Genomic DNA, 14,749 nt, shown 5'->3' with positions numbered 1-14,749 from the left:
ATGGACTTCACGCCGACACGGGAGCAGCGGGCGGCGGCCGGACTCGCCGCGGAGATCTTCGGCGACCGGTCCACGCCCGAGCGGCTGACCGCCCTGGGCACGGACACCGACACCGCCCTGTGGGCGACGCTGTGCCGGGCCGGACTGCCGGGCTCCGTCACCGAGACCGGGCTGCTCGGGCTGGTCCTGCTCCTGGAGGAGGCCGGCCGGACCACCGCACAGATCCCGCTCGCCGCGACCGGCGCGTACGGCGTCCTCGCGGTGGCCGCGCACGGTGCGCCGGAGCAGCGGGAGCGGCTGCTGCCGGGGCTGACCGACGGCACGGCGGTGGCCACCGGCGCCTTCGGGACCGGCGAACCACCCGCCGTGCGGGCCCGCGCGGGGGTCGGGCCCGCCGCCCACCTGACCGGCACCGTGCCCGTCGTCCCTTGGCTGACCTGCGCCGATCTGGTGCTGGTGCCGGACGCCGACCGGGAGCTGTGGCTGCTGCGGACCGATGCGCCGGGCGTCGCCGTCACCCCGGTCGCGACCACCGCGCCCTGGTCCGCGGGGCGCCTCGACCTCACCGAAGCCCCCGCCGAACGGCTCGGCGGCGCCCCGCAGCCGGTCGGCCCCGTCCCGTACGCGTCCGTGCTGGCCTGCGCCCGCACCGCGCACGCCGGGCTCCAGGCGGGCGTCTGCGCGGGCGCCCTCGCGCGGGCGGTGGCGCACACCGCGGAGCGGCAGCAGTTCGGCAGGCCGCTCGACGCCCACCAGGCCGTACTGCTGCGCGCCGCCGACGCCCATCTGGACACCGAGGCGATCCGGGTCACCGCGTACGAGGCGGCCTGGCGGCGGGACACCGGGCGCGGCGCCGCTCCGCACGCGCTGACCGCCGCCTGGTGGGCCGCCGAGGCCGGGACCCGGGTGGTGCACGCCGTCCAGCATCTCCACGGCGGTCTCGGCGCCGACCTCGGCCACCCTGTCCACCGGCACTTCCTGTGGGGGCGCCAGCTCGCGGCCGACCTCGGCGCGGGCGCCCAACTCCTCGAAGAGCTGGGCGAGTCGATCATCGAGGAGGAGGCTTCATGAGCGACGCCGCACCAGGGAGGCCGCCCGCCCCCGGCGACGCCCTCCCGCCGCTCCGGATCCCGATCACCCGCACCCTGATCGTCTCCGGGGCGGTCGCCTCCCGCGACTACCAGGACGTCCACCACGACGCCGAGGCCGCGCGGGCGAAGGGCTCGCCGGACATCTTCATGAACATCCTCACCACCAACGGCCTCGTCGGCCGCTACCTCACCGACCACTTCGGCCCCGGCACCGTCCTCCGCAAGGTCGCCATCCGCCTCGGCGCCCCCAACCACCCGGGCGACACCATGGAGTTGACGGGCACGGTCACCGAGGCGGACGGCGCGGCCGTACAGGTCCGGGTGGTCGGGGCGAACGGCCTCGGGCACCACGTCACCGGCACCGTGACCCTCACGGTGCCCGTCACCGGAGGGAGCGCCGCCCCATGAGCGTGCGCCGCGCGGACACCCTGGGCGGCCGGGCCGCCGTCGTCGGCATCGGGGCCACCGAGTTCTCCAAGGACTCCGGCCGCAGCGAGCTGACCCTCGCCGCCGAGGCGGTACGCGCCGCACTCGACGACGCCGGGCTCGCCCCGTCCGACGTCGACGGGCTGGTCACCTTCACCATGGACACCAGCCCCGAGATCGCCGTCGCCCAGGCCACCGGCATCGGCGAACTCTCCTTCTTCTCCCGCGTCCACTACGGGGGCGGCGCCGCCTGCGCCACCGTCCAGCAGGCGGCGCTCGCCGTCGCCACCGGCATCGCCGAGGTCGTCGTCTGCTACCGCGCCTTCAACGAGCGCTCCGGCCGCCGCTTCGGCTCCGGCGTCCAGCACCGCGAACCGTCCGCCGAAGGCACCGCCCTCGGCTGGAACCTCCCGCCCGGCCTCCTCACCCCCGCCTCCTGGGTCGCCATGGCCGCCCGGCGCTACCTCCACACCTACGGGCTGACCCCGGAGGCGTTCGGCCACGTCGCCGTCACGGGCCGCCGGTACGCGGCGACCAACCCGGCGGCGTACTTCCACGGCCGCCCGATCACCCTCGCCGACCACGCCGCCTCCCGGCCGATCGTCGAACCGCTACGGCTCCTCGACTGCTGCCAGGAGACCGACGGCGGGCAGGCGCTCGTCGTCACCACCGCCGAACGCGCCCGTGACCTGCGGCGCCCGCCCGCCCTGATCACCGCAGCGGCGCAGGGCGCGGGCCGCGCCCAGGAGCAGATGACCAGCTACTACCGCGACGAGTTCTACCCCTCCGACCTCGCCGGTCTCCCCGAAATGGGCGTCGTGGCCCGCCAGTTGTGGCGCACCTCCGGCTACGGTCCCGCCGACATCGACGTGGCGGTCCTCTACGACCACTTCACCCCGTTCGTGCTGATGCAGCTGGAGGAGTTCGGCTTCTGCGCCCCCGGCGAGGCGGCCGCCTTCGTCGCGGACGGCGCGCTGCCGCTCAACACGCACGGCGGCCAGCTCGGCGAGGCGTATCTGCACGGGATGAACGGCATCGCGGAGGCGGTCCGGCAGGTGCGGGGGAGCGCGGTGAACCAGGTGCCGGACGTGGCCCACGCCCTGGTCACGGCGGGTACGGGGGTGCCGACGTCGGGGCTGATCCTGGGGCGGGACGGTGGGTGACGGCCCGCACACGGCGGCGCCCGGTGCCGACTCGCGGCTCCGGGCGTCATGAACCTGCGAGGTGGGCTTCCTTCGGCGGCATTGTCCGCATCAGGTGATGGAGGTCGCCTTCCGGTCTCCCCGACCTTCCGGCCTCTCAGCCCGACCCTTGCGTATTCGAGAGGGTCACCGCCCTCTCCTACGGATACGCTCCGGTTCGAACTCCCTCGCTCGCCCCGCAGGCTGCTTTTTATGATAGTCCGCACACCGATGAGGGGAAACCCCCCTTTGATGATTTTTTGTCCGTTGTGCGGAGGGATGGCCTGAGTCGGGAAGGACGGGGTCGGCCTGCCGCTCGGGGTGATCCCTAGCCGTACGTGCCCCCCCCGGGGCTCCGCGTCGGGGCGCGCCCCAGGGGTGCGCCTCAGGGGTGCGCCTCAGGGTCTCCCTCCGTCCGTAGGAGGTAGGGGAACCCCTACCCGTACAACTTCAGACGGACGGGTCTTCGGCACCTTGGGGCGATCCGGTGAGGGGGTGGCCGCTTCTAGCGTGGAGACATGACCACGCCAGTGTGCACACGCGCCACGCAGCCCGCCGCCGCGCGCCCGACGTACCCGTCGTTCTCGTCGTACGTACAGGCCCGGGGGCCGGTGCTGATGCGGGCGGCGCGGTCGCTCACCGACCCGAACGACGCGGAGGACCTGCTCCAGACCGCGCTGACCAAGACCTTCGTCGCCTGGGACCGCATCGAGGACCACCGCGCCCTGGACGGCTACGTCCGCCGGGCGCTGCTCAACACCCGCACCTCCCAGTGGCGCAAGCGCAAGGTCGACGAGTTCGCCTGCGAGGAGCTGCCCGAGCCGGACCCGGTGCCCGCGCCCGACCCCGCCGAACTCCAGGGGCTGCGGGACGCGATGTGGCGCGCCATCATGCGGCTGCCGCCCCGCCAGCGCGCCATGGTCGTACTCCGGTACTACGAGGACCTGAGCGAGGCGCAGACCGCCGAGATCATGGAGGTCTCGGTCGGCACGGTCAAGAGCGCCGTCTCCCGCGCCCTGGTCAAGCTCCGCGAGGACGAGGAACTGGCACCGGCACTCTTCGGCTGACCGGGATTCGAGAGCCTCCAACTCCGGAGCCTTCAACTCCAGATTCTCCAGCTCCAGAGCCTCCAACTCCAGATCCTTCAACTTCAGAGTCTCCAACTCCCTTATGAGTCAGGGCAGTTGGTTCAGCAGTCGCAGCAGCATCCGTCGCAGCAGCAGCCGTCACACCCGTCACAGCAGCAGCCGTCACAGCAGTCGCAGTCGCACCCGTCGCAGGCGGAGTGGCAGCACCCCTCGTGCTTCTTCCGCGACCACGGCCCCTCGTAGCTGCTCGCACAGCAGACCTGGCAGGAGCAGCACAGACCGACGGCGACCAGACAGCCGGTGAGCAGCCCGCGCGGCGGCTTGGGCGGCCGCGGAGCCGGTGCGCCACCCTGCGCCCCGTCGCCGCCCCCGTGCGAGCCGCCCCCGTGACCACCGCCGTGCCCGCCGCCCCAGCCGCCGTCCATCCCGCCGTCGTACCGGTGCGGCGGCGTCGCCCCGCCGCCCGGCTGCGGCGACTGCGCGCCGTTGAGATGCTGCGGCCCGGTCGCGTACGGGTTGCCCCCGACGGGTGCACCCTGCGGGGGCACCCCACCGGGCCCCGGCATCCCGTACGGGTTCGGGTTCGGCTCCCCGTACGGGTTCGGGCTCCCGTACGGACCGGGGGTGCCCTGCGGGTGGTTGAGGTGCGGGACGCCGCCGGGGCCACCGGTGTGCGCGGGCCCGCCCGGGTGGCCGCAGGACTCCGTGCCGAACGCCCGGTCCACCGACCGCCGCAGCTCGTGGACGAGCAGGACATGCGCCAGCTTCCCGTCCGTGAAGGCGACGTCGCGCAGCGCCAGCCGGATGCCGTGCAGCGCGTCGTCGCAGAGCCGACGGGCCTCGGGCAGGGCGGCGCCGGTGGCGTCGAGCGGGTTCCAGGCGCCCTCGGCGGCGTCGGCCGCACGGTCCTCCACGGCGTCGAGGAGGTGTGCGAGCCGCCCGAAGAGCCGTCCCGCCTCGGCGAGCGGAGCGGCGTTCTCCGGGCGCCCGGCGAGCACCGCGGTGTGCGCGAACGCCGCCGCCGTCGCCGTCTCGGTCGGCTCGGTGATCACCGTCAACGGCGTCCCGGGCCCGGCCTGTTCCTCGATACCCGGCTGCCGGTCCACCGCGTCGACGAGGACGGCGGTGTCGAAGCCGAGCCCGGCACCCGTACGGGCCCCGGCACGGTCCCAGCCGGCCGCGACCTTACGGGCGGCGGCGGCCACCGGGCGGCGCCGCAGCAGCCCGTTCCGGTCCGCGACATGATCACGGATCTTCGCCGACGCCAGGACCAGCGAGACCGACGCCGCGAGCCGCGCCCCCTCGCCCTTGGCCACCGACGCGGTCCGCATCCCCCGCAGCGGACACGGCCCCGCGGTGCGGCGCCCGCCCGGCGCGGGACCGCGCTGCGCATCGGTCAGCACCGAGACGATCAGCCCGTCGTAGTTGGTGACGACCCGCGCGAACTGCCCGTGGTCGGCGCGGAGCGCCAGACACAGCCCGCACAGATGCGCCATCCACTCCGCCTTCAGCCCACCGGTCAACCGGTGCGCGCAGGGCCTGACGATCCCGAACATATGAGAACCCCCGTGTACGACGCGTGGACGGCACGGCCCCCGATGGCCCCGCCCCGCGGCCGGAATCGTACCGACCGGGTGGGGCGGGGGCGGCGGGGCGGCGGTGCGCCCCGGCTCGCGCCTGCTCCGGCCTGGCTCGTGCCCGCGCCGCTGCCCTGGCTCGTGCCCGCTCCGGCCCGGCTCGCGCCCGATCCGCCGCCCCGGCCGGGCCTACGCCGCCGGGGTGCGTCTGCTCCCGACCCCGAACCGAACGAGACGGTCTCCTCCACCGGCAGGTCCACGCGGAAGTGCCCCCGAAGGTCGAGTACTCCCTCACGGAGTCGGGCGCCGCCCTCAACAAGGCCCTGGGCCCGCTGGGGGAGTGGGGCCAGGAGCGGCTCCGCCGGGAGGGCCTTGAGGTCACGGAGGCACCGGGACGGCCGTGACCGGCGGCCTCACCGTGCGAACTTCTCCCTGGCCACCGCGGTGACGGGCGTGAAGAGGTTGACCAGATTGCCGTCGGGGTCGCGGAACAGCAGCGACCGGTTGCCCCAGGGCATCGTGGTGGGCTCGGCGACGACATCCGTGACGTGGTCCGTCAGCTCCGCGTACACGCGGTCCACGTCGTCGACGAGGAATTCGGTGATCACGCTGTCGTTGGCAGCCGGGCGGGCCGAGCCCGGGGCGAACAGCGGGACGGTACGGGTCCCGGCGATCGCGAGGGTCACGCCCCCGATCCGAAGCTCGGCGAAGTCCTCGGTGGCCCACGCGGCGCTCGCCCCCGTGACGCGCTCGTAGAACGCGACCAGGCGCGCCACATCCCCGGTGATGATGCGAATCGAAACGAAGTCCATGAGGTCCCCTCGAAGGTGCTGGAGGTGCTGGAGGTGCTGGAGGTGCTGGAGGTGCCGGACGTGCGGAAGGTGTGCATGCCGGAGGCTAGGCGGGACAGCGGACAGAACCTGTCCGCTATCGGTTGAGCCCCGCCCTTTACCGGCGTACGGGCCCGCCCGGCTGCACCCCGCCGTGCCCCACCACGCGGTCCGCCTGAACACCGCCCCGCCCCGGCCGCGCCCCGCCCTCGGGAACGCCGCAGCTCGGGCGTGTTGTTACAGCGGCCACCCCATCGCGCGCCGGAACGCCTCCGCCAGCGCCCCCTCGGTCTCCTCGCCCGCGTCCGCCAAGAACTCCGCGTCCAGTTCCGCCACGAGGTCCCGCGCCCTGGCGAGCAGCGCGCGCCCCTCGTCGGTCAGCTCCAGCCGGGCGCGGTGCCCCTGCCCCTGAAGGGTGCGTTCCACCGCGCCCTGCTCCTCCAGCAGGAGAACGGTGGCGCGCATGCTCTGACTGGTGACGCCCGCCCGGCGGGCGAGATCGCTGTACGACAGGTCGGCGTCGCGCGAGAGGTGCCCGAGCGCGCTGAACAGCCGCACCGACAGACCGATCTCGCCGAGCCGGTCCTCCATCCGCTCCTGCAGCCGCCGACCGGCGGCGATCACCAGGATGACGGTCGACAGCGCACCCTCCGGCGCCTTGCTCACCTGAGACTCCTCACCGGGGGCTCCACGCGCCGAAGCCCCCGGTGTTCAGTGTCCCAGGCGTCGCTCAGGCCGTCGGCACCACGACGCCGAGCCGCTCGGCCGCCCGCTCGGACACCCCCTGGAAGGCGGCGTTGTCCTCGACGAATTCCCTCATCGAGGCCGCGGTCAGCTCGGGCCCGGCCAGCTCCGGCGTACCGACGCCGAACAGCGGCTCCGGGGCGTACTCCCAGCCCAGCTCGGACAGGCGCGCGGCCTCGGTGGAGCGGAGGTTCTGGAGCAGCCGCAGCGCGATCTCTATGCCGCCGGTCGCCGGGCCCGCGGTGATGCGGTTGCGGTCCGTCACGACGCGGTTGGTGGGCACCAGGGTCGCCCCGTAGTACGGCAGCAGGTCGTACGCGTGGAAGTTGGTGGTGGCGCGGTACCCGCGGAGCAGCCCGGCGGCGCCCATCAGCAGGCTGCCCAGGCAGACCCCGGCGACCCACTTCGCGCGCCCGCCGCGGTCGGCGAGGAACTCCAGCGTCTCGGTGTCCTCCAGGATCTCGGCGGGCACCGCGCCCGCGAGCAGGACGTCGAGATCGGCCGGGCACTCCTCGAACGTGGTGGTCGCCCGCGTGGGGAAGTTCGGGGTGCCCTCGATCTCGTCCCGGTTCTTCCAGACGAGATGCACCTTCACCTCCGGCTGGAACCCCAGCAGCGTGTGGGCCCCGATGACGTCGACCGGCAGATACCCGGGACACACCAGGATCCCGACGTCGAGCTTGCGCAGTGCAGCGGTCATTTTCCTTGCCTCTCCTCGCCTTGCCCCACAGAGCTTGCAGCCAGACTACAAGCCAGACTGTAAGTGTGGGTTAAGGAAACCCGCCCGGGGTCGGCCGTGGCCGCCCCGCGCCCGTCACGGCCCCTCCGCCCCGACCACCCCCGTACACGCCCGCACCCGCTCCACGATCCGCGCGTCCACCTCCTCCGGCCCGGCCCACCGCGCCAGCCCCGTACGGAGCGCCACCCGCGGTACGGCCCCCGCGCGGGCGGCGAAGAGATACCGGAACCCGACCCGGAGCCGCGGCGCCCCGCCCCCGGAAACCTCGTCGACGTCCACCAGCACCGGCCCCTCCGCCCCCGGCACCGCCCACGCCTCCCGCACCCCGCCGAACTCCCGCAACAACCCGAACGCGCTCTCCCGCAACGACCCGTCCCCCGCCACGGGCTCCCCCTCCGGAAACGCCCAGCCGCCACTGTGCCGAAGCAGCAGCAACCGCCCCCGCTCCTCACTCAACAACGCCCCCACCCGCACCTGCGGACACCGCCCCCGATGCGGACACCGCCCCCGCCGCGCGTGATCCCGCAACGCGTCGTAGAGCGGCATCAACGGGCCGAGTTCGTCGGGGTGGTGGCGGAGATAGTCGGTGAGGTCGCGGGTGAGAGAGGCGGCGTCAACGGTCACGTCCGGCCTCCTCCGCGAGGGAGAGCAGAAGGCCCTGCGACCGCCCCAGGGCGAGCAACGTCCGGCACGTACGCGCCATGGCCCGCACATGCAGCCAGGCGGCGAAGGGACCTTCACCGGGCCCCGCACGCAAGCACTGCCAGTCACGCAGAGCGGTAGCGGTACGGGGCGCGAGGGCACCCTGCGAGCACCCCTCCCATGCCGCCGCGAGCTCCGCACAGCGCACCGCGAGCCGCGCCGACAGGTCGGCGATCTCATCGGGCGGCGGCATCTGCTGGTGGGGGGCCAGGGCTCGGGCGCAGTCGAGGGTGGCGGCCGTGTGAGCTGGTTCGTCCAGTGACGGTAGGGCGCAACGGAGTCCGGATACGTTCAGGCAGCGAGCCAGGTCCGGTGTCTCGTCGATCATGAGTTTCCTCCCTGTCCGGGTAGTGCGCTGACTCAACTGCTGGGCAAGCTGGTGCCGCTACGAACAACCCGCTTACTGCATAAGCCGATTCGCGCAGCGCATGTGGATGCTGATTGCGGTGCGGAGGGCGTGTAGCAAGAAAGCCAAGGGAGTTGTCATGGTGAATTGGTCGTCACATGCGATCAGTGAGGCGTCGCGTAGGGGCGACTACGGAAGGGTTGTGAAGCTCGCACGGATGGAGGCCCGGTTATCGCAACGGGGCCTCGGAGAGGCGTGCGGCACCAGTCAGTCAGCGATTTCCCGTCTGGAGGGCAGGGGTGTGACGTCGTACGACACGGCACAGCTCGCCCAGATTGCCGACCACCTCCAGATTCCCCCGCGCCTCGTCGGCCTGGCCGACCGTGCTACCGCGCTGGCTGCGAGAGGGGAGCGGTCAGGAAGCGACGTCGAAAGGCGAAGTTTTCTCACCGGAGTGGCTACGGTCGCGGCATCCTCCGTTGTTTCCGTAGCCTCTGTGCATAGCTCGGTGAGTAATCAGGCAGCCGCTCTACGTGACGCGACTTCGGCTTTTCGGAGACTGGACGGTTCCACGCCTTCGCGACAGCTCGTAGAAGCAGTGCTGGCGCATCTGCGAATGGCTCAGCGGATTACCCATAATGCCGAGAACGGCCGCGAGCGTGGTCACCTCGCAGCTGTGGGGAGCGAGGTGGCTAGCCTGGCCGGATGGCTCCACTGGGACATCGGAGATCACGGCTCGGCCCGCACCTGGTACGGCGTCTCGAGCAAGGCTGCCCGTCATTCCCGCAAGCCGTTGCTTGCCGCGTATCAGCTGGGGAGCTTGGCCCAGTTCGAAGCACACGCGGGGAATTCCGCTCAGGGGCTAGCTCTCGTGAGATCAGCGCGTAAGCAGCTTGGGCCCGACCTTCCGGCAATCGCCGATGCGTGGCTGTTCAGCGTTGAGGCTCTGGCGCATGCCACCGCTGGTGACGCGGAGTCGGCAGATGCTGCCCTGGGTGCCTCGGAGCGCTGTGTACGCCACATCGAGAACGAAGAAGGTCCGCCATGGCCGTGGGTCTTCTCCTTCACCGAGGCGAAAGTAGCGGCGGTGCGCGTCTCGTGTGGAGCCCACCTGGGAAAGCCCCGATGGGTATTCAGCACGCCGGATTCCACGGCCGCTGCGACAACGCCCGGCCATGAAAAGCAGCGGGCTTTGCTGATGCTCGACCTTGCCTCAGGGCACATGGCCTCCGGGCGGCTCGATGGCGCTTTCATTCTGGCCACTCAGGCGTTGGAGATCGGACTGAGATATCAGTCGGGGCGGATTGTTGAGCGGGCGCGCGGCCTGCGCCGCTCATACTCCACAAGCACTCCTCCCAAGGTTGTGCGCGAATTCGATGAGCGGCTGTACGACGTATTCATGTAACTCGAATCGAAGGAAACAATCATGATCCTGGGAATCACCGGTCACCGTGGCCTCTCCGCCGACGTCGAACGGGAGGTCCGGGCCCTTCTCCGGGCGGAGTTGGCGGCGTACGACGCGGGGGAGCTGTGTGGCGTCTCGTGTCTCGCGGACGGGCCCGATGCCTGGTTCGCGGAAGCCGTACTCGCGCTCGGTGGCCGACTGGAGGTGGTCGTTCCGGCCGAGGAGTACCGTGCCGGGCTGCCCGTGTCGCACCACGCCACGTACGACGGGCTGCTTGCCCGCGCGGCGGCGGTGCACCGGACCGGTTTGCGCGAGTCGACGGAAGAGGCGCACATGCGCGGCAGCGAGATCCTGGTGGGCCTGGCCGACAGGCTTCTCGCCGTGTGGGACGGCCAACCGGCCCGTGGCTACGGAGGTACCGCGGACGTGGTGGCCCACGCGCGGCGTACCGGCGTACCGGTCGAGACCGTCTGGCCGGAGGGCGCGGTGCGGGATTAGGCCCGGGCCCGTACGGGGGCGCGGGCCCCGCGCCCCGACCCGACGAAAGGGGACCGAACGATGGCGACCGAAGGCGCGCGTGTGTTTCGGGAGGCGTGGATCGCCGGGGTGCGGCGGCATTTTCCCGGGGAGCCGAAGGCCGGGTACGTCACGCCGTGGGAAGGAACGCCCGAGTGGGAACGGGCGGCGGCCGGAGCGGTGTATGCGCAGGTCAGGCAGCTTCTGGAGGTGAGCGGCGGGTCCGCTGCGCGGCTCTCGCGGGAGCAGAAGGGGCGGTTCGTCGCGGTGTGCTGGACGGCGCAGATGTACCGGCACTTCGCGGACCCGAAGCCGGGGTACGTCGCCGACTGGCCCGAACTGCCCGCGTGGCAGCGGGAGACGGACGCGGACATCTTCGAGGCGATCGAGAAGGCTGCCTGACCCCTCGCGGGACCACCGCACGGGAGTCGGAGCGCCCCCGCCCCTGACAAATCTCCGGGTGGATCCATGACAAATGCCAGGGGTCGCGACCGCCCCGCGGGTGGTCTGATGGGGGAATGTTGATTGCGGAGAGGGCGGGGTCGTGGCCTCGTCGGTACGAGATGAGTCGGGATGGACAGCTGCTGACGACGTTCACGTCGGGGAAGGGGCAGTCGAAGGGGAGCTTCCGCCTGGGTGGGGCGGAGTACACCGTTCGTGCGCACGCGTTCGGCGGCACCTATGAGTTGCTGACCGAGGCGGGGACCTGCGTGGCGACGGCGGAGCGCGTCGGGCGCCGTAACTGGAGCCTGCGCGCCTCGGGGCAGGAGTTCGTGTTCCGGCGCGCGTCGTTCGCCGGTCGCAACCAGGAACTGCTGGGCGCGGACGGCGAGCCGGTCGGCTCGATCGCCTGTGCCGCCGGGTTCAAGCTCGGCGCCACCGCCGACCTGCCCGGACTCGCCGACGAGGCGCAGGTGTTCGTCACCGCCGTGATGCTGTTGCGCTGGCAGCGGCAGCGCAACACGGTGGCGGCGAGCACGGCGGCGAGCGGCTGAACACCCCGGCGCCGCCCACGCCGGACCGGACGGAACGCCACACCGCCTGACGCCCTCTCACCAGCCGTACGGCAAGCCCGCCGTACGAGCAACTCCCGTACGGGCGACTGCCGTACGGGCAACCGGCCGCCAGGCCACCGAGCCGTCAGGCTCGCGGCCGGACGGCGATGTGAGGGGAGCTGAACCGGATGGTGCGTCGAGTACGCGTACTCCTGCTGACCGCGCTGCTGCTGGTGACGGGCGCGCTGATGTCGTCCACACCGGCCGCCGCCGTCATCGGCGGGTCGACGAGTACGTACGGGCCGTGGGCGGTGCGGATGCTGGTGGACGGGAAGCCGGAGTGCACCGCCACCGCGATCGACCCGGAGTGGATCATCGGCGCCTCGCACTGCTTCTTCGAGCACGCGGATCCGATCGCCGACAAGCGGATCTCGTTCCGCGTCGGCAACCTCGACATGACCAAGGGCACCACGGTCCACCCCGTACCCGGAGGCCGCCGGGGCGCCGCCGAGGCCGACATGATGCTGGTCAAGGTCCCGCCGATGACGATCCCCACCGCACGGCTCGCCACCTCGCCGGTGAAGCCGGGCCAGCGCGTCCGCCAGTACGGGTGGGGCGCCACCTGCACGGGTGACGAGAACGCCTGCCAGTCCCCGGTGCTCAAGCAGTCGGACCTGCGGGTCGTCCGGCCCGACGACCCGCGCTGCGACGGGTTCAGCGTGCCGGGCGGCACCGACTTCTGCATGGAGAAGGTCACCGGGGTACCCGCCGGTGGCGACTCCGGCGGCCCGGTGATGAGCATCGCCCCGAACGGCACCGAAACCCTCCTCGGCGTCTTCGACACCTCCGACCGCGAGCGGATCGCCGGAGCGGGCGAGATATCCCAGCAGCTGACGTGGATCCGGTCGGTCATCGGCAAGCGGCAGTAGCGGCGAGGAGAGGAACGGACGCGGCGGGACGGGAGGCGGCGCGAGGACGAGGTGCGCACCACGGGGCGCGCACCACGACGTGGGAGGCAGGCTGCGGACGAGGCGCACACCACGAGCCGCGAGGCACGCTGCGGCGCCCTGCCCCCGCCTCGGGGCGCCGCCCTGCCGGGGGCACGTCCTGCCCGGGGTGGCGCCTCCCCGCCCGGGGCACGCCTCCCTGCCCGGGGCACGCCTCCCTGCCCGGGGCACGCCTCCCTGCCCGGGGCACCCCCCCGGGGCACGCCATCCCGCCCGGGCCGACCGCCCCCTCGGGCAAGCCGCCCCCTCGGGTAGGCCCCCCGCCCTCACCCACCCCCATCCGGCCACGTACTCCGAAGAGCACCCGCCCCATCAGGCCATGTGCCCCGAAGAACACCCCCGAGCACGTGACATACCACCCGGTACGGACCGAGAATCGCAGCCAGCGTCACTACTCGCCCGTAACAAGCGCCCGCAGCAGCGCCCGTACCACGCGGAGGCACCCGGTGTTCAGCACGATGCAGGACGTACCGCTCACGGTCTCGCGGATCCTGGAGCACGGTTCGACCGTCCACGGATCGTCGCAGGTCATCACCTGGACCGGTGGGGAGCCGCACCGGCGGAGCTTCGCCGAGGTCGGGGCGCGGGCCGCACAGCTCGCCCATGCGCTGCGGGGCCTCGGCGTCGAGCGGGAGGACCGGATTGCGACGCTTCTTTGGAATAATGCCGAGCATCTGGAGGCGTACCTCGCCGTCCCGTCCATGGGCGCGGTGCTGCACACCCTCAACCTCCGGCTCGCCCCGGAGCAGCTGACCTGGATCGCCCACCACGCCGAGGACCGCGTCCTGCTCGTCAACGGCAGCCTGCTGCCGCTCCTCGCACCGCTCCTGCCCCACCTGCCGCTCCTGGAACACCTCGTCGTCACCGGTCCCGGCGACCGCGGCGTCCTCGACGGCGCCCGGCCCACCGTCCACGACTACGAGGAACTGCTCGCCGGACAGCCGGAGCGCTACGACTGGCCCGAGCTGGACGAGCGCGAGGCCGCCATCCTCTGCTACACCTCCGGTACCACCGGCGACCCCAAGGGCGTCCTCTACAGCCACCGCTCGCTCTATCTCCACTGCCTCCAGGTCAACACCGCCGAATCCTTCGCCCTCGGCGCCGGTGACCTGGCACTTCCCGTCGTCCCGATGTTCCACGTCAACGCCTGGGGCCTGCCGCACGCCGCGTTCATGGCCGGGGCGTCGCTGCTGATGCCGGACCGCTTCCTGCAGCCCGCCCCGCTCGCCGAGATGATCGAGACGCTGCGGCCCACCATCGGCGCCGCCGTCCCCACCATCTGGCAGGGACTGCTCGCCGAACTCGACGCCCACCGGCGCGATGTGGCCTGTCTGCACACCGTCATCATCGGCGGCTCCGCCTGCCCGCCCGCCCTGATGCGCGGCTTCGAGGAGCGGCACGGCATCCGCGTCGTCCACGCCTGGGGCATGACCGAGACCTCCCCGCTCGGCACCGTCGCCCACCCGCCCGTCGGCGTCACCGGCGACGAGGAGTGGCGCTACCGCACCACCCAGGGCCGCTTCCCCGCCGCCGTCGAGGCGCGGCTGATCGGCCCGGACGGCACCCGGCTGCCCTGGGACGGCGCGTCCGCCGGTGAGCTGGAGGTCCGCGGCCCGTGGATCGCCGGTGCCTACTACGGCGGCGCGGACGGCGCCCCGCAGCGGCCCGCGGACAAGTTCAGCCCCGACGGCTGGCTGCGCACCGGCGACGTCGGCACCATCACCCCCGACGGCTACCTCACCCTCACCGACCGCGCCAAGGACGTCATCAAGTCCGGCGGCGAGTGGATCTCCTCCCTGGAGCTGGAGAACCACCTCATGGCCCACCCGGACGTCGCCGAAGCCGCCGTGATCGCCGTACCGGACGACAAGTGGGGCGAGCGCCCGCTCGCCGCCGTCGTCCTCGTCGACGGAGCCACCACCGGCCACGATGAACTGAAGGCGTTCCTCGCCGAACGCATCGCCCGCTGGCAGCTGCCCGAGCGCTGGGCGTGGATCGCGTCCGTCCCGAAGACCAGCGTCGGCAAGTTCGACAAGAAGGTGCTGCGCCGGTGGTACGCCGACGGTGAGCTGGACGTCACCCGCCCCGGAGCCTGATCGACG

At 72.4% G+C, this 14,749-nt stretch carries 16 protein-coding genes and 1 pseudogene; 11 read left to right on the top strand and 6 right to left on the bottom strand.

The genetic code is table 11. From position 1 onward, the window contains the following. From IF23_RS0128115 to IF23_RS0128100, 4 genes are all read left to right on the top strand, one after another. On the top strand, positions 1-1,071 hold the full coding sequence (locus IF23_RS0128115; protein ID WP_030288588.1) for an acyl-CoA dehydrogenase family protein: 1,071 nt from the start codon (positions 1-3) through the stop codon (positions 1,069-1,071). Beyond that, positions 1,068-1,499: a MaoC family dehydratase gene (locus IF23_RS0128110; protein WP_030288586.1), complete on the top strand. Its 432-nt coding sequence runs from the start codon at positions 1,068-1,070 to the stop codon at positions 1,497-1,499. The genes IF23_RS0128115 and IF23_RS0128110 overlap by 4 nt, the downstream gene beginning before the upstream one ends. After that, on the top strand, positions 1,496-2,680 hold the full coding sequence (locus IF23_RS0128105; RefSeq protein ID WP_030288584.1) for a lipid-transfer protein: 1,185 nt from the start codon (positions 1,496-1,498) through the stop codon (positions 2,678-2,680). The genes IF23_RS0128110 and IF23_RS0128105 overlap by 4 nt, the downstream gene beginning before the upstream one ends. 536 nt (positions 2,681-3,216) lie before the next feature. Then, positions 3,217-3,765: a SigE family RNA polymerase sigma factor gene (locus IF23_RS0128100; protein ID WP_030288582.1), complete on the top strand. Its 549-nt coding sequence runs from the start codon at positions 3,217-3,219 to the stop codon at positions 3,763-3,765. A 122-nt stretch (positions 3,766-3,887) separates the two neighbouring features. On the opposite strand, the gene IF23_RS0128095 is transcribed toward IF23_RS0128100, so the two are convergent. After that, complete coding sequence (locus IF23_RS0128095; protein WP_030288580.1) at positions 3,888-5,342, bottom strand: DUF5685 family protein; 1,455 nt, start codon at positions 5,340-5,342, stop codon at positions 3,888-3,890. A gap of 248 nt (positions 5,343-5,590) precedes the next feature. Here IF23_RS0128095 and IF23_RS35205 point away from each other — a divergent pair. Next, positions 5,591-5,767: pseudogene (locus tag IF23_RS35205) on the top strand (winged helix-turn-helix transcriptional regulator); the annotation flags it as partial. 9 nt (positions 5,768-5,776) lie between these two features. Here IF23_RS35205 and IF23_RS0128085 read toward each other — a convergent pair. From IF23_RS0128085 to IF23_RS0128060, 5 genes are all read right to left on the bottom strand, one after another. Then, entirely contained in the window at positions 5,777-6,175 is a 399-nt protein-coding gene (locus tag IF23_RS0128085) for a VOC family protein (protein ID WP_030288575.1), read from the bottom strand. Positions 6,176-6,430: 255 nt separating this feature from the next. Continuing rightward, positions 6,431-6,859, bottom strand: a complete 429-nt coding sequence (locus IF23_RS31660; RefSeq protein WP_107127041.1) for a MarR family winged helix-turn-helix transcriptional regulator — start codon at positions 6,857-6,859, stop codon at positions 6,431-6,433. 64 nt (positions 6,860-6,923) lie between these two features. Further along, positions 6,924-7,637, bottom strand: a complete 714-nt coding sequence (locus tag IF23_RS0128070; protein WP_037680000.1) for a DJ-1/PfpI family protein — start codon at positions 7,635-7,637, stop codon at positions 6,924-6,926. Positions 7,638-7,751: 114 nt separating this feature from the next. After that, complete coding sequence (locus tag IF23_RS0128065; protein ID WP_030288563.1) at positions 7,752-8,300, bottom strand: NUDIX hydrolase; 549 nt, start codon at positions 8,298-8,300, stop codon at positions 7,752-7,754. Then, positions 8,290-8,706 (bottom strand): DUF6415 family natural product biosynthesis protein, encoded by a 417-nt coding sequence (locus tag IF23_RS0128060; RefSeq protein ID WP_030288562.1) that lies wholly within the window; start codon positions 8,704-8,706, stop codon positions 8,290-8,292. The genes IF23_RS0128065 and IF23_RS0128060 overlap by 11 nt, the downstream gene beginning before the upstream one ends. A 100-nt stretch (positions 8,707-8,806) precedes the next feature. Between IF23_RS0128060 and IF23_RS31655 the strand changes: the two genes are divergently transcribed. From IF23_RS31655 to IF23_RS0128030, 6 genes are all read left to right on the top strand, one after another. After that, positions 8,807-10,129, top strand: a complete 1,323-nt coding sequence (locus IF23_RS31655) for a helix-turn-helix domain-containing protein (protein ID WP_342667940.1) — start codon at positions 8,807-8,809, stop codon at positions 10,127-10,129. Between the two features lie 21 nt (positions 10,130-10,150). Further along, complete coding sequence (locus IF23_RS0128050) at positions 10,151-10,627, top strand: hypothetical protein (RefSeq protein ID WP_030288558.1); 477 nt, start codon at positions 10,151-10,153, stop codon at positions 10,625-10,627. A 60-nt stretch (positions 10,628-10,687) separates the two neighbouring features. Continuing rightward, positions 10,688-11,047 carry a hypothetical protein gene (locus IF23_RS0128045; protein WP_030288557.1) on the top strand — a complete coding sequence of 120 codons (360 nt, stop codon included), beginning with the start codon at positions 10,688-10,690 and terminating at the stop codon, positions 11,045-11,047. Between the two features lie 161 nt (positions 11,048-11,208). Continuing rightward, the gene (locus tag IF23_RS0128040) at positions 11,209-11,640 is read left to right on the top strand and encodes a hypothetical protein (RefSeq protein ID WP_157848092.1); all 432 of its coding nucleotides are present in this window, start codon (positions 11,209-11,211) and stop codon (positions 11,638-11,640) included. Positions 11,641-11,828: 188 nt separating this feature from the next. Then, positions 11,829-12,569, top strand: coding sequence for a S1 family peptidase (locus IF23_RS0128035; protein ID WP_030288554.1), 741 nt, complete (start codon positions 11,829-11,831; stop codon positions 12,567-12,569). Positions 12,570-13,093: 524 nt separating this feature from the next. Further along, positions 13,094-14,743: a long-chain fatty acid--CoA ligase gene (locus IF23_RS0128030; RefSeq protein ID WP_030288552.1), complete on the top strand. Its 1,650-nt coding sequence runs from the start codon at positions 13,094-13,096 to the stop codon at positions 14,741-14,743. Positions 14,744-14,749 lie beyond the last annotated feature (6 nt).

Source organism: Streptomyces catenulae (assembly GCF_000718015.1).
GTDB lineage: Bacteria > Actinomycetota > Actinomycetes > Streptomycetales > Streptomycetaceae > Streptomyces > Streptomyces catenulae.
Note: the sequence above shows the minus strand (reverse complement) of the source record. Positions and strands in the feature narration are given on the sequence as shown.

What these genes read in the sequence shown, in the direction of transcription:
- IF23_RS0128115 (WP_030288588.1), top strand. Translation starts at nt 1, where the DNA reads ATGGACTTCACGCCGACACGGGAGCAGCGGGCGGCGGCCGGACTCGCC.
- IF23_RS0128110 (WP_030288586.1), top strand. Translation starts at nt 1,068, where the DNA reads ATGAGCGACGCCGCACCAGGGAGGCCGCCCGCCCCCGGCGACGCCCTC.
- IF23_RS0128105 (WP_030288584.1), top strand. Translation starts at nt 1,496, where the DNA reads ATGAGCGTGCGCCGCGCGGACACCCTGGGCGGCCGGGCCGCCGTCGTC.
- IF23_RS0128100 (WP_030288582.1), top strand. Translation starts at nt 3,217, where the DNA reads ATGACCACGCCAGTGTGCACACGCGCCACGCAGCCCGCCGCCGCGCGC.
- IF23_RS0128095 (WP_030288580.1), bottom strand. Translation starts at nt 5,342, where the DNA reads ATGTTCGGGATCGTCAGGCCCTGCGCGCACCGGTTGACCGGTGGGCTG.
- IF23_RS0128085 (WP_030288575.1), bottom strand. Translation starts at nt 6,175, where the DNA reads ATGGACTTCGTTTCGATTCGCATCATCACCGGGGATGTGGCGCGCCTG.
- IF23_RS0128070 (WP_037680000.1), bottom strand. Translation starts at nt 7,637, where the DNA reads ATGACCGCTGCACTGCGCAAGCTCGACGTCGGGATCCTGGTGTGTCCC.
- IF23_RS0128060 (WP_030288562.1), bottom strand. Translation starts at nt 8,706, where the DNA reads ATGATCGACGAGACACCGGACCTGGCTCGCTGCCTGAACGTATCCGGA.
- IF23_RS31655 (WP_342667940.1), top strand. Translation starts at nt 8,807, where the DNA reads ATGTGGATGCTGATTGCGGTGCGGAGGGCGTGTAGCAAGAAAGCCAAG.
- IF23_RS0128050 (WP_030288558.1), top strand. Translation starts at nt 10,151, where the DNA reads ATGATCCTGGGAATCACCGGTCACCGTGGCCTCTCCGCCGACGTCGAA.
- IF23_RS0128045 (WP_030288557.1), top strand. Translation starts at nt 10,688, where the DNA reads ATGGCGACCGAAGGCGCGCGTGTGTTTCGGGAGGCGTGGATCGCCGGG.
- IF23_RS0128040 (WP_157848092.1), top strand. Translation starts at nt 11,209, where the DNA reads ATGAGTCGGGATGGACAGCTGCTGACGACGTTCACGTCGGGGAAGGGG.
- IF23_RS0128035 (WP_030288554.1), top strand. Translation starts at nt 11,829, where the DNA reads ATGGTGCGTCGAGTACGCGTACTCCTGCTGACCGCGCTGCTGCTGGTG.